The sequence below is a fragment of the uncultured Anaerococcus sp. genome, from assembly GCF_963512375.1.
Taxonomy (GTDB): domain Bacteria; phylum Bacillota; class Clostridia; order Tissierellales; family Peptoniphilaceae; genus Anaerococcus.
Map to the genome: position 1 here is coordinate 126,652 of NZ_CAUPMI010000001.1, position 19,689 is coordinate 146,340.

Below are 19,689 nucleotides of genomic sequence, written 5' to 3' on the forward strand. Positions count from 1 at the left end.
ATTTTTCGAGTATAAGAACACTAGTTAGACTTAGTGTCATTCTTTTCTTCCTCTTGGTCTTCTTTCTCCTCTTCGTCAAAGCTTGCTATTAATTTCTTCATCTCTTCTATTTCTTCTTTTGTGACTTCTTCATTTTGTAAAAACGTTTTACAAATATTTAAAAGTGATCCCTTAAAAAGTTTGTGAAAGGCTTCTTTTTGCTTATTTAGTAGGGCATCTTCCCTTGATACAAGGACCCTAATTGTATATTTAGGATACCTCCTAGCTATGGCTCCTTTTTCTACTAATCTTCCAAAAAATGTGTAGCAAGATGTTTTGCTTATATTGTGCCTTTCCATTAATATTTTTGATAAGGCTAAGGCTTGAATTTCTCCATTTTCATCTAAGACATCGCCTTTCCACAATTCTTCCATTACCATTAGTTCTCCATCTGAAAATTCCACTATATTACCTCCTTTATAAATTGCAGTTTCGTTTATTTTTTTATTTTCGTGAATTTAATTATATTCATCTTGAATATATCACAGTTTTTAAAAATGGTCAAGTATTTTGACCATTTAAATAATATTTTTTATATTTAATACATCTCCATTTAGTTATAAATTCTCTAAATCCCCACAAAGGCAATCAACTTCAAGAGCTCATCTTTCATATCAAAATTTTCTGACTTGCTTCTTTTTTCCATATCAAATATTCTTTCATTTATATCGATTAATTCATCAAGGCCGAAATTTCTTATAAAGTCCTTGGCTTTTTTTAGTTCGAAGCTTCCTATCTTCGCTGTTTTCATCATAAAAGAATCATTGTAGGAAGCTTGACTCAGACTTTTTATAGTTGTTAAAATCCTAATTTGCCTTATTATCATATGGTAGACCATAAAGAGGTCTTCTCCTGATTTTGCCATTGATAAGAAGGTCTTCATGGCTGTTTTTGTATCTTTTTTGGAAAGGGCATCTGTTAAGTTAAATATAGATAAATTAAGGACCTGGTCTAATTGATCTTCTATATCCTCTCTTGTTATGACTTCATCATTTGAATTTGATATGATTTTATCTACTGAGTTTACTATTTCATATAAGTCTACCCCGCTGTTGTAGGATAGGTAGGAAAATCTATCTACTATTTCTCCTATAAATTGATTTGAGATTTTTTTATTTTTGCTTAAAAATCTCTTACCGATGAAGGACCTCAGTTCCCTATTATTTAGCCTTTCAATTTCTACAATATTTCCCTGCTTTTTAACTTCCTTGTAAAATTTGCCCTTAAATGGCTTATTATCAGAAAAAATCATAAGTGTCGCATAGGCTGGGAAATCTGCCAAATCTTTGCTAAGTCCATCTAAGACTTCCTTGTAAGAAGCAACCTTATCCTTACTTAGGTCTATATTCTGCCAGATTATTATCTTTTTATCTTCCATGACAGGATAGGTTTCGTAGGAATTTTTGAGAGTTTCGTAGTCTGTCTCGCCCTTTATCCTTATTAGGTTAAAGTCTTTTATATTTATTTTTCTATCTGCCTCTTCTATCAGGGTGGTATTGAGGTATTCTTCCTCAGAATCAAATAAATAAACTCCGCTTGTTTGATTACCACTTAGACTTTTAAAAAAATCTACATATTTCATCTAAAAAACCCTCCTTTCAAATATTTTTCTACTTTAATTTCCTTATTTTTAACCCTAATTTTAACTAGGCCATCACTTTGGGTGTTGTAGGTCTTTATCCCCCTAATATTGTGTAAAACTTCCCTATTTGGGTGGCCGTAAGTGTTATTTCTTCCTGCTGATATTAAGGCAATATCTGGATCTACCTTATCTATAAATTCCTTACTTGAAGATGACCTTGACCCATGGTGGGATAGCTTTAATATATCAGCCCTTTGGTCTAATCTATTTTCAAATTCAGCTGATAAGTCTCCTAGGCTTAGGATTGTCTTACCCTTTATATTTATCAATAGTCCCATTGACTTATCATTTTCATTTTCATTATTCTCCCCATCATAAATACATCTGATAAAACCATCAGAAAGCTTGACTTCATCACCTATATTTATTATCTTTGCTTGGTATTTATCCTTAAATTCTTTTGATAGAGACTTATCAACTATTATATTTTTAACCCTAATATTTTCTAGCAAATAATCAAGGTTACCAGCATGGTCCTTATCTTCATGACTTATAAAGACTCCATCAATTTCCTTAACCCCAATGCTTTTAAGGTAGGGAACAAGGATTCTCTTGCCAGAATCATAGTCCTTATACTTAGGTCCCCCTACATCAATCATATAATATTTGCCCCTATCATCTATCAAAAAGGCATCTCCCTGGCCAATGTCAATCATCTGATAGCTTATGTCTCTATTTACAAAATCCATGACTATCGACATGGAAGTTATGGCAAGGGAAAGCCCCAGGAATTTACCAAAGTTCTTCTTTACCTTTACATTGGCAAAAATATAAATTAGTATAAATAAAAATATGGATACCAAAATATTTTCTGCCACAAAGTCTAAGCTTAAAAATGAAATAGATCCTAAGAAACTTGTCATATTAAGTATAGACCTTACTAATAAATCTAGGCCGATAAAGGCTAATTTTAGAAGTCTTCCTAAAATCGGATAGGTAAAAATAATAAAAAACATCAAATATATGGCTATTTCAAATATTGGCACAATTAAAAAGTTTGCTGGTATTGATAAAAGATTATAATACCTAAAATAATAGGCAACAAAGGGTACGGCAGAAAGCTGGATTGCACTTGTAAAGGCGAAAGAATCTCTTATAAAGCCTTCTTTAAAAAGCTTTTTAAAGCGTGGGTAAATCCTATAAATTGCAAGACATGCCACAAAGGATAGAATAAAACCCGATGATAAAAGAGCAAAAGGATTTATCAGCAAAATTATTAAGGCCGCAATTATCAATGATTTGACCCTATCTATCGGTTTCCTATACAAAAATCCCACAAAGCCTATCAAATTTATTATAAGGACCCTCTGAACAGAATATGGAAAACCGATTATATAGGCATAAAGACCAACTAGGATAAGACCTGCTATCCTGGTGTACTTATAAGGAATTTTTAGCTTAAGGCCTATAAAAGATAAAAATGTCATAAGCATATCCATGTGAAGGCCAGAAACTGCTAAAATATGGGCAAGGCCCATCTTGCCAAGGCTTTCCCTGTCAATCAGATTATCTGTTAACAAAAGTGAAATTACAAAATCTGATGACTTTTTGGATAAGTTATTAGAAAAAATCCTATTTATGTAAGAAAAAAATCCCTTTCTTATCTTTAAAAATATATTTTTAGACTGACTTCTAAGTATCTCTTGATTGAGATCCTTTGGCTTAAATTCAAGACTTACATTTTTTGAAATAGTATAGGACCTAAAATTAAATAAATTTGGATTGGTATTCCTATTTATAAGCTTAAGCTCTCCCTCAAGATCCATAATATCCCCTATATCAAAATCTCCCTCATCAAAGATAAAGGCCTTTTGGTCATAGGTCTTATTTTTTATGTGGACTGTATACCTATAGGAGTCATTTGACTTTCTTTTTTCCAAAATCTTGACCTGGACATTTTCCATATCACTTTCATTTAAATTAAAGGAAGAAAGTCTAATAAAGCTTAAAGTAAAGCCTAAGAAAATTGCAAGAACTACTAGAGAAAAATCCCTATTTTTCTTAAATGCAATAAAGGCAAGACTTAGGCTTACAAGTCCTAGCTTAAATATATTTAGATTTTCAAAATTTATAAAGGCTCCTATGCCCAAAATTAGGCCTAGGAGGATTAGAGCTAAATTTTTTTTCATAAAAACCTCTATTTAATTATATCATATGTTATAATAGATTTAGAGGTGACCTATGAAAATATATGAAAATTATCCTGAAATATTAAATATCAAGGCAAAAGTCCTTGATAAGAGATTTAAAAATAACATAAGCCAAATTATAGTCGATAAAAATATCTTTATGGCTGATGATAACGAACTCATAAATGATTATAAATTCCTAGATGATAAGGAAGTTATAGAGGTAAAGGAAAATAGAGGCAAGCTATTAATTTCTGTAGATGGAAAGATAAGTAAAGACCAAGTGGTCCTTGAAGTAGATAAAAAATTAAGATATAGAAACCTATCCTACAACACCGCCTACATTCTCTTTCAAATTTTCCTTGAAGGGTTTTATGGCAAGATTAAGACCAATTTATTTCTAAATGAAGATGAAGCCTACATAAGCCTTATCAATTACAGAGATGATATTGACCCTGAGCTTTTTGATGAAATGATAAACTATGCCATTGATTCAAGCCTACCTATCACATCTAACGCAGGAATTACAGAAGTAGCTGGCCTTGGAACTGTAATTAATTCTAATATTTGCTTTAACAACACCTATAAGATTATAAAATTTAAGGTCTTGGATGTACACAAGGATGGGAAAAATACTATCATAAGCTTTTCGGCTGGTAGATAAGATATTGACAAAAATACTACAGCATGGTAAACTATTATAAATTTACAGAAAGGAGAGAAGAAAAATGACAAAATTAAGAAAAGGAATGAAAGCAAGTAACTAGTAAGTAAGGATAGCTCCTTGACTTACATAAGAAAAAACAAGGAGGATGCCGAAATTTCGGCACTATGAAAGAATTTAAATTTTTAATTAAAAAGATGGCTCGTTTGGAGCCAATCATGTTTTTACTAATCACACTTTATGGTCTATTTGTAGGGATCAAACCCTTCTTATGGATTATTTCACCTGCCTATATCCTAGAAAACTATCAAGGAAATCCTAAAGTTTTTCCAATATTCTTTATAGGCTTATTTTTTATTTCTTCATTAATCAGCTTTTTTGACGCCTTTGTTATGGGCAATTACAGGATGAGGATGAACCACGTCCGTTACAAGCTGATGAATATAATCACAGAGTATTCGCTCTACCTACCCTATGCTAAGAAAAAGGAAAAGTCAGAATCTGAAAAAATAAGTGATGCCATGAAGGCTGTAGAATCGCCTTGGCTTGGAGCTGGTGGCATAATGATGGATTTGCCAAATATCTTTGCACTTGTAATTTCGATTGGTGGATTTTTGTGGATTTTTATGTCTATGGACCTTTGGGTTCTTGCTACTACAATTATCCTCACCATAATTTCCTGGTTACTATTAAACCAAGTCCCAAAATCATATAATGACTATTGGGATGCTATGAGTCCAAATTGGGATAAGTTTGCCAAGCTTAACAACGAAATGAAATCTCCCCTATCTAAGCAAGATATTTTAATTTTTGATACCATAAGGATTTTTAAATCTTATTATGGCAAAACCAACAAGGATAGGATAAAGCGTCTAGGAGAAGTCAACACAAAGACCCTTAGGATTTTTACTCTGGCAAATGTATTTAACCTAATCAGGGACGGACTTATAATCTATTGGCTAATGACAGGCCTTATAGCTGGAAGGATATCAGTAGCAAATTTCTATGTCTACTTTACAGCAATCTTTGCTTTTATTGCCTTTAACCACCAAACTATGTGGTTTTTTACTGATATTAGAAGGAACTTTACAATGTTTAAGCCATTTTTTAAGGTGACAGATGTCTGTAAGGATGAAAAAGAAGAAATTTATCCAGACCAAGTAGAAATTGTCCTTGATGAAGTTTGCTTTAAATATCCAGGTACAGATACCTTTGTATTAGAAAATATTAATCTAAGGATAAAAGATTCTGAAACCATCGCCCTTGTAGGAGAAAATGGTGCAGGTAAGTCAACCCTTGCCCTACTTCTTGCAGGTTTATACCAACCGACAGAGGGTAAGATTTTAATAAACGGAGAAGATATAAAGGATTCTCATATAGACTATAAAAAGCTAATTTCAGCTGTCTTTCAAGATTCAAATCTCTTGCCATTTTCCTTTAAGGAAAATATCCTAATGTCGACTGAGGATAAAAACATAGATGAGATTTACAAGATGACCCACCTAGATGAAATCATTAATAAGTATGATAAAAAGGATGACCAAATTCTTTTAAGGATTTTAGACAATGATGGGGTTGATTTATCTGGTGGCCAAAAGCAAAGGCTATTTTTAGCCCGTGCTATAGCAAAATCTAAGGCTAAACTATTAATCCTAGATGAGCCGACAGCCCAGCTTGATGCCCTTAACGAAAGAGAACTTTACATGCTTTATGACGATTTAACCTGCGATAAGTCTTCGATTTTTATCTCCCACAGGCTTGCATCAACTAAGTTTTGTGACAGGATAATTTATCTTAAGGACGGGAAGATTTTAGCAAATGGTACTCATGATGAGCTGATGAATACTTGTGAGGATTATAAAGACCTCTATAATCTCCAAGCAAACAATTACAAGGAGGTCCTATGAAAAATATAAGAAAACTCTTTAAATTAATCGACACCTACCAGCCTGGATTTACCCTTAGGGTAATTATTACAAACCTTGTTCTGGGGTTTTTGCCGCTTATAAATATTTTCGCTCCAAAGTTTATAATTGATGAGCTTATGGGAGCTAAACGCATTTCCTACTGCCTAGGTCTTGGATTTTTAGTTATAGTCCTAGGTTTTATAAAAGAAATAACCTATAGGGGCTTAAATAATTACCTGACCCTTGTCTTTGAAGATATGTCAGATAAGCTTACCTTTAAAATTGCTCAAAAATCTCTAAGACTTCCCATAGAAAAGTCAGACTCCAAAGATGTTCAAGATATGATGGAACAAGCCCATTATGCGGTTTGGGAAATGTACACCCTCTACGACATCATAGTTTTGGTGGTATCTGCTGTGATCACAGGAATCTTATCTTTGGGAATACTTGTGAAACTAAACCCTGCCATCATTATTTTATTAGTTTTACTAGTTTTGATAAACAAAAAAATTGTGAAATTAATTAAGGAAAATGAGCTAAAATACCAAGAAAATAATATTTCAGACCTAAGGTCTTATAGGTTTTTTGCAAATTTTGCTTCAGACTTAAGATATTTTAAGGATATAGAAATCTACGACGGCCAAGACTTAGTCCTTGAAAAGGCTGATTTTTATCAACAAGAAATGATAAAATCTTCAACCAACTACTTCAATAAAAATGGAATCTACACTGGGATTATGAATGTAAGTGCTAATGGTTCAATTATCTTAACCTTAATTTATCTAACCTATAAATTAATCGATAAGACCATAAGCCTTGCAAACTTCACCATGTATTTCAACTCCCTAATACAGGTGATAAACGCAACTAACCTCATCCAACAAAACTACGCCAAGGTTATTTCTGTAAATGCTCAATTAGAGGTATTTTTTAACTTCCTTGAAATGGAAGAAGGCCTACTTGATAAGGGAGAAATCACTGATATTGACACAAATGAGATTAGGATTAGATTTGACAATGTCTCCTTTAAATATCCAGCAAGTGAGGATTATGTCCTAAAAGACTGTTCTTTTGAAATAAAAAATGGCGAGACCCTCGCCCTTGTGGGCAAAAATGGAGCTGGTAAATCTACTATAGTAAAACTATTGTGTAAATTTTACGAACCTACTGAAGGGGCTATCTATCTAAATGATATAGATATTTCTAAGATTTCAACAAAAAGATACTATGAGATCCTATCCCCTACCTTCCAAGATTTTAGGCTCTTTCCTTTTAGGATTAGCGAAAATATCACAAGTAAATTGAAGGAAGATATCACAGATCTTGAGTATAAAAATATGGATAAGGCCTTTGACCTTCTAAATTTATCTGATTGGATATCTAAACAAGTAGAAAAAGAAGATACCTTCCTCACCTACCTATTCTCAGACAAGTCAGTAGAGCCATCTGGAGGAATAGGTCAGAAGCTAGCCCTTGCCCGTTCAATCTTCCACCAAGGGAAATTCTTCATCATGGATGAGCCAACCAGCGCCCTTGATCCAAGGAGCGAACAGGAAATTTTTGAAAATATGCTAAAAATTTCCAAAGGCCAAACATCGCTTTTCATCTCCCACAGGCTATCATCTACAAAGTATGCTGATAGGATTATAGTTTGTGATAAAGGGAAAATTACAGAAAATGGTACTCATGATCAACTCATGAAAGAAGATGGTCTCTACAAAGAGATGTTTACAACGCAAGCAGAGTTATATCTATAAGGAAAAAAGCTTAGGCGTAAAATCGCTTAAGCTTTTTATAAATTTAAAATGTCATACCCGTATAGTATATAAAGGCTATTACAAAAACCAAAGATGCTATAAGATTCATTGATAAGGCGAGGAGAGATTTTTTCTTATACAATTCAAGGTCTGCCAAATCTTTGCTAGAAATATTTTGTATTGGGTATTTCTTCCTACCAATCAAATAAGCTAGCAAAAAGGCATTGCCATTATTACCTGAGATATTTAAAACACCCAATAATTTAGGATGTTTAAGTCCTCTCGCTTTTGCATCAATTTGAGTCATCTGATATATATTATATTGGAGAAAAAAAGCTCCAACCACAAAGACTGCCCCACTTATAACCATTATTATTAATTTTATATCCATTTCCTTCTCCTAAAATCTTTTAATAATCTCACTATAAACTAAGCCTGTTACTATTACTGCCAGAGTAAATATAGCAATTAAAACTACTTTTTCCGGTAAAAGTTCTGTAAACATTGCCATAACAACCATTATGACTAGGCCCATAATTATATAGAAAATGAGTTTTTTGTTTGATCTTACTATATCTGTTGATTCTTCCAAATGTTTCATAAAATTATCGCTACCTTTCAAAAGTTCATCCAAGCTAATCTCATATAAGTCGGATAAGGCAAGAACATTTCCTATATCAGGATATGTTTTGTTATTCTCCCAATTAGATATGGATTGCCTAGAAACGTAAAGTTTATCCGCTACCTCCTCTTGTGTCATTTTTTTATTTAATCTTGCTTGTTTTAGTTTATCTCCAATATTCATTCCTACCTCCTAATCATATCTTAGTGTATTTTTTTATTTTCGTCTATCAATTATACTTTACATTGGCTTATTTTTATGTAAAAACTCTTTTACATAGGTCAATTTCAATATTATTTGACTGATAAGTCTATATATTAGATAATTATATAAGGAGGATTTATGGAAGGAATTTTAGTTGGTTTAGTGACATTTTTTCTTATAGGGATTTTTCATCCCCTAGTGATAAAGGGAGAATATTATTTTGGTAAAAAGGTTAATAAATATTTTTTTCTAGCAGGACTTATCTTTACTCTTGTTTCTATTTTTATTAAAAGCCTAATACCTAGTATCTTTGCTGGAGTGATTGCTTGCTGCTGTTTTTGGTCGATAAAGGAAGTGAGCGAGCAAGAGGAAAGGGTGCTTAAGGGCTGGTTTCCAGAAAATCCTAATAGAAAAAAATATTATGATGATTTAAGAAATAATTTGACAAAAGATAAATAGACCTTATAATGAAAATGAACGATGTTCATAAGGAGTTTTAATGAGTATTTCTAAAGAAAAAATCCTTATATTTTCAAGAGAAATTGTAGCAGAAGAAGGGCTAAATTCCCTTAGTATAAGAAAACTTGCAAGCAGATGCGATCTTGCTGTAGGTTCAATCTACAATTATTTCCCGTCGAAGGATGATTTGTTGATAGAGACCATAGAAAGTGTTTGGGAAGATATATTTAGAATCGATGATAAAAGCCTTGCTTTTGATGATTTTATAAAATATATAGACCATGTTTTAGATCATCTTATCTCAGGTATTAAAAAGTATCCCAATTTTTTTAATATCCACTCCCTATCTTTCAAGTCAAAAAACAAGGATAAGGCTAAAAGTTCGATGGATTTCTATATTGAAAAGCTCAAAAGAGAAATGATTTGCGTTCTTAATAAGGATAAAAAAATTAAGCAAGCTACTTTTAACGATGCTTTTTCAAAGGATGACCTTATAAAATATATCCTTACCACAAGCATATGCTTTATTGTTGACAAAAATTACGATAAGGACCTATTTTTAAAGATTATTGAAAAAATTATTTATTAAAAGACCCGCAAAAGGTGCGGGTTTTCTAAAACTCAAAAATGAACAATGTTCAGAAAGAAGGATAATATGCAAGCTATATTTGAAAGTCTCTTTGATATTTTTTACCTAACGACTGTGACATTCCTTGGTATAAGGATGGTTAGAGAAGGAAAAGATAAACAATATTTCTTATTTGGCCTAATGGCCCTTGTTTTAGGTCTGGGAGATGCCTTCCACCTAGTTCCCAGAGCCTTAGCTCTAAATACTACAGGCCTAGAAAACTGGACCTTTGCTCTTGGCCTTGGTAAGCTAATTACTTCTATTACAATGACCATATTTTACCTAATTTTATACTATATTTGGCGTTTGCGCTACAAGATTAGGGATAAGAAAGGATTGAGCTTTTTAATCTGGGTCCTATCCATATTGAGGATTAGCCTGGTCCTATGCCCTGAAAATATGTTTTTGAGCATAAATTCACCATTTGCATGGGCTATTTATAGGAATATTCCCTTTACCATCTTAGGACTTCTTATAATAATAATTTTCTATAAGAAATCTAGAGAAGAAGGAGACCTAGCTTTTAAAAATCTCTGGCTAACAATCGTCCTAAGCTTTGGATTTTACTTGCCAGTAGTTTTATTTGAAAAAACTATGCCCCTTATCGGCATCTTGATGATACCAAAAACCTGCGCCTATATCTGGACAATTCTTATAGGCTACTGGGCAATGAGAGGAGAAAATAATGACTAAAAAATATATTAAAACAGCCTTTGCTTATGGAGTTTTTGGCTTATTTATAGGAGCCTTTTATAGGGAGTTTACAAAATTTATAGGCTTTACAGGCAGGACAAACCTATCCCTTGCTCACGGCCACAGCCTTGTGCTTGGCTTTATAATTTTTCTTATCTTGGCCCTATTTGCTAAAAACTTTGATTCTTCAGATATTAAAAAAGAAAAAAGATTTTATATCACCTATAATATAGGCCTTAGCTTAAGTCTTTTAAGCCTAGTTGCCAGGGGCTTTTATCAAATTTATGACCTAAATCAAAAAGCTCTTGATGCAAGTATTTCAGGTTTTGCAGGCCTTGGCCATATAATTCTTGCTCTTGCTTTTTATTTTCTTTATTCTTTTCTAAAAAGTTTAGTAAAAGAATAAGTTAATTTTCTTATAATAAAGTTAATTGATATTTTGTATGGCAATCTAAATGTTTCTCAAAAGGAGTGATTAATAATTAAGTCAGGGTATAATAAACATAGTATTTGGCAGTTGTCTTATGGCGACTGCCTTTTTTAATTAGCAAAGAGAAAAGGAAAAATAAACAATTAATGGAATTTAAAGAATTAAAAATATCAGAAGAAACACTAAAAGCCCTAGATGACATGGGATTTGAAAGTCCATCACCAATACAAGAACAAACCATCCCTGCCCTCCTTGAAGGTAGAGATTTGATTGGCCAAGCTCAAACAGGTACAGGCAAGACTGCAGCATTTGCTATTCCTATTGTAGAAAAAGTAGAAACAAATGGCATAACACAAGCCCTAATCCTATGCCCAACTAGAGAATTATGTATGCAAGTAACAAAAGAAATTGAAAAATTAGCTAAATATAAAAAGGATATCAAAATCTTATCTGTCTATGGTGGGACCCAAATTGTAAGACAAATAAAAGCTCTTAAAAAGGGTGTAGAAATCGTGGTCGGTACACCTGGTAGGCTAATGGACCTGATGAAAAGAAGGGTTCTTAAACTAGATAAGCTGGATATAGTAGTCCTAGATGAAGCTGATGAGATGTTTGATATGGGCTTTAGGGATGATATGAAATTTATCCTTGATGCGACAAGTGAAGAAAGACAAACATGCTTTTTTTCAGCAACCATGGGTAAGGAAATAACAGAATTTTCTAAAATCTATCAAAATAATCCTGTTTCAATCAAGATAAAAGCTGAAGAACTAACTGTTGATAGGATTGACCAATTTTATATCCCTATGAAGGAAGCTGATAAGGAAGAGACCCTAACTAGGCTGCTCGAAATAAATAAGCCTCAGCTTGCCATAGTATTTTGTAATACAAAAAGAAAAGTCGATAGGCTTGTAGAAAATCTAAGCAAAAAATCTTACCTTGTAGATGGCCTCCATGGGGATCTCAAACAAGGCCAAAGAGACCAGGTGATGAAAAAGTTTAGGAACAATACTATCCATATCCTAGTTGCCACTGATGTAGCTGCCCGTGGCCTGGATGTAGATAATGTGGATGTAGTATTTAACTATGACCTTCCCCAACTAGATGAATATTATGTACACAGGATAGGAAGAACTGCCAGGGCCGGTAAAAGTGGTGTTAGCTACTCCTTTATAGCAGGTAGAGACAGGCAAAGACTAAAGGCTATAGAAAGATATACCAAGGCCCATATAGAGGAAATGAAAATACCAAGCCTAGCTCAGATGGGTAAAAGTCAAGAAGAAAAAGTCATTGAAGAAATCAGCTCAAAACTAGAAAATTTTACAAAATCAGAAAAGGAACAAACTATCTTAATAAGACTTATGGAAAAAGGTTACGATCCCTTCACTATTGCCCAAGTCCTACTTAGCGATAAGCTTGGAAAATCTACTAAAACTCGTCATGAAAAAATTGATGGTATTGACAATAACAAGGCAAAAAAATCTAATAAACAAGCTAAGAGTAAGAATACATCTCCTAAGTATAATGACGAAAATATGGCGACCTTATTTATAAACAGGGGAAAACTTGATAATTTCAGCGCCAACAAATTAGTTAAGGCCCTAGACCGACTCAGTCATATTCCAAGTGATCAAATTGGCCAAATTAGAATTCAAAAATCTTACAGCTTTGTAGATATAGATAAAAGCCTCATAGATAAGGCTATTAAGGGATTAAATAATAAAAAGATATTAGGTAAAAAAATAAAAGTTGAAGAAGCTAAAAAATAATAAAAAAGCCCGAGCTTTTTTGACCTTAATCCAAAATCTGGATGACTCAGGCCAAAAATCTGGGCTTTTAAAATACTTATTTATTTTCTTCTCTTTTAGCCTTATTTTCTTTAGCTTTTTCTAGGAAATTTTCCTTGGCATAGGCTATGATATCATCAGATTCATACATGGCTTTGCCATCTATGACCATGCAAGGAACTTGAACTTTTCCACCTACTTCGATTAGCTTATCTTGGTTTTCATAACCACAGTTTACATCTTCTGTATTATATGATGGAAACTTGATTATATCATTGTCCCTAAAATAATTTAAAACTTTTAAACAATATGGGCAATCAGGTTTAAAATAAAGTTCAAAATCCCATTCTCTTACTATTTCTTTTCTCATAAAAATCCTTTCTATATATATTAACGTCTTACTTAATATATATTTACCCAAAGCTTATAAGAAAAAACTTAATAAAATTACTTCTTGTGAACCCTTTTAAGCCTGGACTCTAAAATAATTCCAAGAATTATATAGGCCATAAATTCTATAATTACTAGGATGATCTTTCTATAGGTATACATTATGACAAATTTATTTAAGATTAGGCCGAAGATGATAAAAACTATAGCTAGGCTAAAGGCGCCTTTGGCCATAAAATCATTGGCAAAATACCAATTCTGCTTATTTTTCATTGACAAATTTGTCCTATAACCATATTTTTTATCTATTTCTTTGTTCTTTATCATATTTGAAATGAAACCTACAAATACCAAATAAGCTGGTACTATAAATATAGGCAAGGATTCAAAATTCATATTATCTCCTATCTTATGCTTTTCATAACAAAGTCTAAACCAAGAGCCCATCCCATGGAATAGGCCAAGATGCTAGCTGGCTTGCACAATAAGATTATGGCTATATATTTTTTTACACTTATATTTGTTAGTCCTGTTAAGTAACACAAAAAATCATCAGGAGCTACAGGTAAAAATATAGCAAGGGCGAAAAATCTGTCATAGGTCTTCTCTTTTAGCTTATCCTTGTGTTTATTATATGTTTCTTCTCCAAAAATCCTTATTACTATGGATCTACCAAAGGTTCTGGAAATAAAAAACACAAGTATTGAACCAGCACAAATTGAGATATAATTATAAATAAAGCCCCAAAATGCTCCAAATATCACTACTCCTGCTACACAGGTAAGGCCTCCTGGTATTATCGGAATTACTATCTGTATTATCTGAATTATCATAAATACAGCTGGCCCCCAGGCTCCCTTAGATAAAATCAGGTCTCTGAAGCTTTCTAGTGAGTTAAAGTAGCCCTTTTTATAAACTATAAAAGCAAGTATTAAGGCTATTATTAATAGGATTATTGATATTATATTGAATAAATTTTTTTTGATAAAAGATTTCATTTTCGCCTCTACTGTATGATGTATGTAGTGATATCATACATTAATGCTTTTTAACTGTCAAGCTCTTCTTATATAATAACACAATTATGACTTTAAAAAAAGTTATAATTTTTTATGATTTCCTTAATAATAAAATTTAAGCTTATCATCAAAAAAGAGAAAACCCGAAGATTTTCTCTTTTTAAATATTTTTTAAACTACTAGATTTAGAATTTTGCCTGGAACATAGATTACTTTTCTAAATTCCTTGCCTTCTATATAAGAATTTACATTATTTTCTTTAGCTGCTAAGTCTAGAGCTTCTTCCTTACTTGCTGTTTTACTTATTGTTATCTTTCCTCTTACCTTGCCATTTACTTGGACTGGTAGGTCGATTGTATCAAAGCTTAGCTTAGATTCATCATATTTTGGCCAGCTTGTTTGGTTAAGTTCTCCATCAAAGCCTGCCATTTGCCATAATTCCTCTGTTAGGTGAGGAGCTACTGGATTTAGTAGGGTTATATAGGTCTTAAAGTCAGCCTTGGTGATTTTTCCTAGAGCTCTCATTTCATTTAATAGACTCATTAGGGCGGCTATGGCTGTATTGAACTTAAGATTTTCAAAATCATCACTTACTTTTTTGATAGTTTGGTTAATTGATACTTCAAGCTCTTTGCTGTAGTCATCCCCATCTTCTACAAGGTCGATTAAGTTAAAGACTCTTTCTAAGTATTTTCTACATCCCTTAACTCCCTCATCTGACCACTTGGCTACTGATGAGAAATCTCCCATGAACATTTCATAGGTTCTTAGGGTATCTGCCCCAAAGTCTCTTATTATATCATCAGGATTTACTACATTTCCTCTTGATTTACTCATTTTTTGACCATCATAGCCTAAGATCATGCCGTGGCTTGTTCTCTTTTTGTATGGTTCTTTTGTTGGCACTACTCCTATATCGTAGAGGAATTTGTGCCAAAATCTTGAGTAAAGAAGGTGAAGGGTGGTATGTTCCATTCCTCCGTTATACCAATCAACTGGTGTGTAATAATCAAGGGCTTCTTTGCTTGCTATTTCTTCGTGGTTGTGAGGGTCAGCATATCTTAGATAATACCAGCTTGATCCTGCCCATTGAGGCATGGTATCTGTCTCACGTCTTGCTGGCTTTCCACAATGCGGACAGGTTGTATTTACAAAGTCATCGATTTTGGCTAGTGGTGATTCACCTGTGGCTGTTGGTGTGTAAGACTCTATCTCAGGAAGTCTTACTGGCAGGTCTTTTTCATCTACTGGCACCCAACCGCACTCATCACAATATACCATTGGGATTGGTTCACCCCAGTATCTTTGTCTTGAAAATACCCAGTCACGAAGCTTGAAGTTTGTCTTAGCTTCTCCCAATTTATTTTCTTCTACATATTCAATAGCTTTTTTCTTAGCTTCTGTTGCAGATAGGCCATTTAAGAAATCAGAATTTATAGCTGTTCCCTTTTCAATATCTGTTACAGGAAGCTCATCCTTTGAATCATAAACAGGAATTATTGGCATATCAAATTTCTTTGCAAATTCAAAGTCACGCTCATCGTGAGCTGGTACTGCCATTATAGCTCCTGTACCATAGGACATTAGGACGTAATCTGATACCCAAATTGGAATTTCCTTGTTATTTAGTGGGTTAATTGCTGATAGGCCATCAATCATTACCCCAGTCTTATCCTTATTTAGCTCACTTCTTTCAAAATCAGATTTTAAGCTTGCCTTGTGTTTGTAATCAAGGATATCATCGTAATTTTTGATATCATCCTTGTATTTTTCTAGGATTGGATGTTCTGGTGAAACTACCATATAGGTTACACCAAAGATTGTGTCTGGTCTTGTGGTATAAACTGTAAGCTTTTCATCCCTATCTTTTAGGCTAAAATTAACATCTGCCCCGTGGCTTCTTCCTATCCAATTTATTTGACTAGCTTTTATTCTTGATTCATAGTCAACTTCAGCTAAGTCATCTATAAGTCTGTCTGCGTAGGCTGTTATCTTTAGCATCCATTGGTTTTTTAGCTTATGCTCTACTTCAGCCCCACATCTTTCACACTTACCATCTACTACCTCTTCATTGGCAAGACCAACTAGGCATGATGGGCACCAGTTTACAGATGTTTCTGACTTGTAAGCTAGGCCTTTTTTAAACATTTGGATGAAAATCCATTGACTCCATTTATAATAATCAGGATCTGTTGTATTTATTTCCCTGTCCCAATCAAAGGAGAAGCCAATTGATCTCATTTGATCCCTAAAGTGGTTTATATTTTTTTCTGTAATTATAGCTGGGTGAATTTTGTTTTCTATAGCGTAGTTTTCAGCTGGTAGGCCAAAAGCATCCCAACCCATTGGATACATTACATTTTCTCCATCTAATCTTCTCTTACGAGCCACTACATCAAGGGCTGTGTAAGGACGTGGATGGCCTACGTGGAGGCCTTGGCCAGATGGATAAGGAAATTCTACTAAAGGATAAAATTTCTTCTTAGTTGAATCTATTTCTGATTTAAATGTTTTTTCTTCTTCCCATTTTTTTTGCCACTTTTTTTCTATGGCATTTGGATTATATTCTACCATTTTTCCCCCTAGTTGTTGTTAGCAAAGGCATTTACATATCTTGGGTAAGCTATTACGTCTCTGATATTTTTCATGCCTGTTACATACATCATTGCTCTTTCAAAACCTAGTCCAAAACCTGAGTGAACTACTGTACCAAATCTTCTTAGGTCTAGGTAGTTTTGATATTCTTCTGGATTTAAGCCATTATCTTCCATAGATTTTACAAGCTCATCGTATCTTTCTTCTCTTTGAGATCCACCGATTAGCTCCCCTACTCCAGGAACAAGCATATCAAAGGCTGCTACTGTCTTTCCATCATCATTTCTCTTCATATAGAAGGCCTTGATGTCTTTTGGATAATCTGTTACAAATACTGGACCATTTACGATTTTTTCTGATAGGTATCTTTCGTGTTCTGTTTGAAGATCCATGCCCCATTCAACTGGGAATTCAAATTTTTCGCCAGATTCTTTTAATAATTCTATAGCTTTTGTATAGGTGATTCTTGCAAATTCTGAATTTCTAAGCTTTTCTAGTCTTTCAATTAAGCCCTTGTCAATCCATTTGTTGAAAAATTCCATTTCATCCTTGGCATTTTCAAGTAAATAGTCGATTGCATATTTTATCATATCTTCAGCAGTATCCATGCATACATTATAATCAGCAAAGGCCATTTCAGGCTCAAGCATCCAGAATTCTGCAGCATGTCTAGGTGTATTTGAAACTTCCGCCCTAAAGGTAGGTCCAAAGGTATAAACATTTCCGAAAGCTAGGGCATAGTCTTCTGCCTCAAGCTGGCCTGATACTGTCATGTAAGATTTTTTGCTGAAGAAGTCTTTGTTGTAATCGACTTTTCCATCTTCTCTTCTTGGTGGATCATTAGGGTCGATTGTTGTTACATTAAACATCTCACCAGCTCCTTCAGCATCGCTTGCTGTGATGATTGGTGGATTTACATAAACAAAGTTTCTTTCTTGGAAAAATTTATGAAGTCCGAAGGCTAGAATTGATCTTGTTCTAAATACAGCTCTGTATGTATTTGTTCTAGGTCTTAGGTGAGGGATTGTTCTCATAAATTCAAAGGTTTGTCTTTGTTTTTGGATTGGGAATTTTTCTGAAGATTCACCAAGAACTATAACCTTAGCTGCTTGAATTTCATATGGATTATTATCTTTTCCTGTTGAAACAAGTTTACCTTCTACTCTTAAACTTGCAGATAGGTGTTGCTTATCAAGTTCATCATAATTTTCGATTTCTTTTCCCACTACTACTTGGAGATTTTTAAAGGTTGACCCATCATTTAAATCGATGAAACCCACGTTTTTACTAAATCTTGAGTTTCTAATCCAGCCTTCTATTACTACTTCACTATCAACTAAGCTTTCCGCTTTTTCTAATAATTCTCTAATCTTCATTATTGCCTTCCTTAACTTTATTTAATCTTTCGATCATTTCTTTCTCATAGCCTTTTAAAATAGGCTCATAAAATTTTTCTTCTACAAAATCATCCGGCAGATAATCTTGTTTTACATAGCCACCAAAAGAATGTGGGTATAAATACTCATCCTTTATAAGATTCTTACTTCCAGCATAGTGGCTATCTTTTAACTTATTTGGTACTGTACTATCTTTATTATTTCTTACAAAATCTATTGCCTTATCTATAGCAAGGTATGTCGAATTACTCTTTAGACTTGCTGCTAGGTAAACCACAGTCTGGGCCAGGATAATCCTTGCTTCTGGCATGCCAATCTTATCTATGGCTTCAAAGCAGGCATTAGCCAAAATCAAGGCATTAGGATTTGCATTTGAAATATCTTCTGCTGCAAAAATTATCATCCTTCTAGCGATAAACTTGATATCTTCGCCAGATTCTAGCATCTTTGCCAGATAGTAGAGAGCTGCATCTATATCAGACCCTCTCATAGACTTGATAAAAGCAGAAATCGTATCATAATGCCTATCACCATTTTTATCATAAACCGCAATTTTTCTATTAATAGAATTTTCGATAGTATCAGAGTCTATATCTATTCTACCATCTTTTTCATCTTCTGAAAATATGGCAATTTCTAAAGCATTTAATAGGGCTCTGCTGTCTCCATTAGAATACCTTACAAGGGTGGAAATAGCCTTATCGCTTAACCTAATATCCTTATTTTTTAATATCTCATCTTCCTTTAGGGCAAGGTCTATGAGTTTTTTAAGGTCTTCATCGCTTAATTCCTTAAGCTCAAAGACATACATTCTTGAAATCAAGGCCTTATTTACCTCAAAATATGGATTTTCTGTAGTTGCCCCAATTAGGGTTATGGTCGAATCTTCTACAAAGGGCAAGAGGTAATCTTGCTGACTTTTGTTAAATCTATGGATTTCATCTACAAATAGTATGGTCCTCTTATTTTCATAAGATAAATTATCCTTTGCAATTTGAACCTTTTCCTTTAAATCACCTATGCCACTAGCTACAGCAGATACTTCTTCAAAGGCCATGTTCGTTGTATTGGAGATGATTTTAGCAAGAGTAGTCTTGCCCACTCCTGGTGGTCCATAAAAGATACAAGAATAAATCCTATCAGCCTTGATCATTCTTCTGATAATCTTTCCTTGACCTACCAAATGTTCTTGACCTATATATTTATCAAGCGAATTTGGCCTTAACCTATCTGCAAGAGGAGCGTTTTTCGAAAGTTCTCTTTGTCTGTTTAATTCAAATAAATCCATTTGCACTCCTTAATAGAAAAGGAGCTGTTGCAAAATTAT

19 protein-coding genes are annotated in these 19,689 nt (G+C 33.5%); 8 read left to right on the forward strand and 11 right to left on the reverse strand.

Features of this window, described 5'->3' with window-relative positions; genetic code table 11:
* Positions 1-20: 20 nt before the first annotated feature.
* From RRB46_RS00715 to RRB46_RS00725, 3 genes are all read right to left on the reverse strand, one after another.
* Positions 21-443, reverse strand: a complete 423-nt coding sequence (locus tag RRB46_RS00715) for a BlaI/MecI/CopY family transcriptional regulator (protein ID WP_297688646.1) — start codon at positions 441-443, stop codon at positions 21-23.
* Between the two features lie 164 nt (positions 444-607).
* Positions 608-1,621: a DNA polymerase III subunit delta gene (gene holA / locus RRB46_RS00720; RefSeq protein WP_311537127.1), complete on the reverse strand. Its 1,014-nt coding sequence runs from the start codon at positions 1,619-1,621 to the stop codon at positions 608-610.
* Positions 1,618-3,810, reverse strand: coding sequence for a DNA internalization-related competence protein ComEC/Rec2 (locus RRB46_RS00725; protein ID WP_311537128.1), 2,193 nt, complete (start codon positions 3,808-3,810; stop codon positions 1,618-1,620). The genes holA and RRB46_RS00725 overlap by 4 nt, the downstream gene beginning before the upstream one ends.
* A 52-nt stretch (positions 3,811-3,862) precedes the next feature.
* Between RRB46_RS00725 and RRB46_RS00730 the strand changes: the two genes are divergently transcribed.
* The 3 genes from RRB46_RS00730 to RRB46_RS00740 all read left to right on the forward strand — a co-directional run bounded on the left by RRB46_RS00730 (position 3,863) and on the right by RRB46_RS00740 (position 8,138).
* On the forward strand, positions 3,863-4,474 hold the full coding sequence (locus RRB46_RS00730) for a hypothetical protein (RefSeq protein ID WP_311537129.1): 612 nt from the start codon (positions 3,863-3,865) through the stop codon (positions 4,472-4,474).
* A gap of 167 nt (positions 4,475-4,641) precedes the next feature.
* Positions 4,642-6,381 carry an ABC transporter ATP-binding protein gene (locus RRB46_RS00735; protein ID WP_311537130.1) on the forward strand — a complete coding sequence of 580 codons (1,740 nt, stop codon included), beginning with the start codon at positions 4,642-4,644 and terminating at the stop codon, positions 6,379-6,381.
* On the forward strand, positions 6,378-8,138 hold the full coding sequence (locus tag RRB46_RS00740; protein WP_311537131.1) for an ABC transporter ATP-binding protein: 1,761 nt from the start codon (positions 6,378-6,380) through the stop codon (positions 8,136-8,138). Before RRB46_RS00735 ends, RRB46_RS00740 begins: the two co-directional genes overlap by 4 nt.
* A 43-nt stretch (positions 8,139-8,181) precedes the next feature.
* On the opposite strand, the gene RRB46_RS00745 is transcribed toward RRB46_RS00740, so the two are convergent.
* Complete coding sequence (locus tag RRB46_RS00745) at positions 8,182-8,529, reverse strand: hypothetical protein (protein ID WP_296127048.1); 348 nt, start codon at positions 8,527-8,529, stop codon at positions 8,182-8,184.
* Between the two features lie 9 nt (positions 8,530-8,538).
* The gene (locus RRB46_RS00750; protein ID WP_311537132.1) at positions 8,539-8,943 is read right to left on the reverse strand and encodes a helix-turn-helix transcriptional regulator; all 405 of its coding nucleotides are present in this window, start codon (positions 8,941-8,943) and stop codon (positions 8,539-8,541) included.
* Positions 8,944-9,102: 159 nt separating this feature from the next.
* Between RRB46_RS00750 and RRB46_RS00755 the strand changes: the two genes are divergently transcribed.
* The 5 genes from RRB46_RS00755 (at position 9,103) to RRB46_RS00775 (ending at position 12,943) form a co-directional block, all read left to right on the forward strand.
* On the forward strand, positions 9,103-9,423 hold the full coding sequence (locus RRB46_RS00755; protein WP_297688655.1) for a DUF4491 family protein: 321 nt from the start codon (positions 9,103-9,105) through the stop codon (positions 9,421-9,423).
* A 40-nt stretch (positions 9,424-9,463) separates the two neighbouring features.
* Complete coding sequence (locus RRB46_RS00760) at positions 9,464-10,012, forward strand: TetR/AcrR family transcriptional regulator (RefSeq protein WP_311537133.1); 549 nt, start codon at positions 9,464-9,466, stop codon at positions 10,010-10,012.
* Positions 10,013-10,078: 66 nt separating this feature from the next.
* Positions 10,079-10,744: a hypothetical protein gene (locus RRB46_RS00765; protein ID WP_296127040.1), complete on the forward strand. Its 666-nt coding sequence runs from the start codon at positions 10,079-10,081 to the stop codon at positions 10,742-10,744.
* Positions 10,737-11,150, forward strand: coding sequence for a DUF2871 domain-containing protein (locus RRB46_RS00770; RefSeq protein WP_311537134.1), 414 nt, complete (start codon positions 10,737-10,739; stop codon positions 11,148-11,150). Before RRB46_RS00765 ends, RRB46_RS00770 begins: the two co-directional genes overlap by 8 nt.
* A gap of 170 nt (positions 11,151-11,320) precedes the next feature.
* Positions 11,321-12,943, forward strand: a complete 1,623-nt coding sequence (locus tag RRB46_RS00775) for a DEAD/DEAH box helicase (RefSeq protein WP_311537135.1) — start codon at positions 11,321-11,323, stop codon at positions 12,941-12,943.
* A gap of 76 nt (positions 12,944-13,019) precedes the next feature.
* Here RRB46_RS00775 and RRB46_RS00780 read toward each other — a convergent pair whose 3' ends face one another.
* The 6 genes from RRB46_RS00780 to RRB46_RS00805 all read right to left on the reverse strand — a co-directional run bounded on the left by RRB46_RS00780 (position 13,020) and on the right by RRB46_RS00805 (position 19,650).
* Positions 13,020-13,331, reverse strand: coding sequence for a glutaredoxin (locus RRB46_RS00780; RefSeq protein ID WP_106461130.1), 312 nt, complete (start codon positions 13,329-13,331; stop codon positions 13,020-13,022).
* A gap of 77 nt (positions 13,332-13,408) precedes the next feature.
* Positions 13,409-13,747, reverse strand: coding sequence for an SdpI family protein (locus RRB46_RS00785; protein WP_311537136.1), 339 nt, complete (start codon positions 13,745-13,747; stop codon positions 13,409-13,411).
* 8 nt (positions 13,748-13,755) lie between these two features.
* Complete coding sequence (locus RRB46_RS00790) at positions 13,756-14,349, reverse strand: TVP38/TMEM64 family protein (RefSeq protein WP_296127029.1); 594 nt, start codon at positions 14,347-14,349, stop codon at positions 13,756-13,758.
* A gap of 192 nt (positions 14,350-14,541) precedes the next feature.
* The gene (gene leuS, locus RRB46_RS00795; RefSeq protein WP_311537137.1) at positions 14,542-16,944 is read right to left on the reverse strand and encodes a leucine--tRNA ligase; all 2,403 of its coding nucleotides are present in this window, start codon (positions 16,942-16,944) and stop codon (positions 14,542-14,544) included.
* An 8-nt stretch (positions 16,945-16,952) separates the two neighbouring features.
* Positions 16,953-18,341, reverse strand: coding sequence for an asparagine--tRNA ligase (gene asnS / locus RRB46_RS00800; protein WP_296127025.1), 1,389 nt, complete (start codon positions 18,339-18,341; stop codon positions 16,953-16,955).
* Positions 18,331-19,650 (reverse strand): replication-associated recombination protein A, encoded by a 1,320-nt coding sequence (locus RRB46_RS00805; protein ID WP_297688669.1) that lies wholly within the window; start codon positions 19,648-19,650, stop codon positions 18,331-18,333. Before RRB46_RS00805 ends, asnS begins: the two co-directional genes overlap by 11 nt.
* Positions 19,651-19,689: the final 39 nt, after the last annotated feature.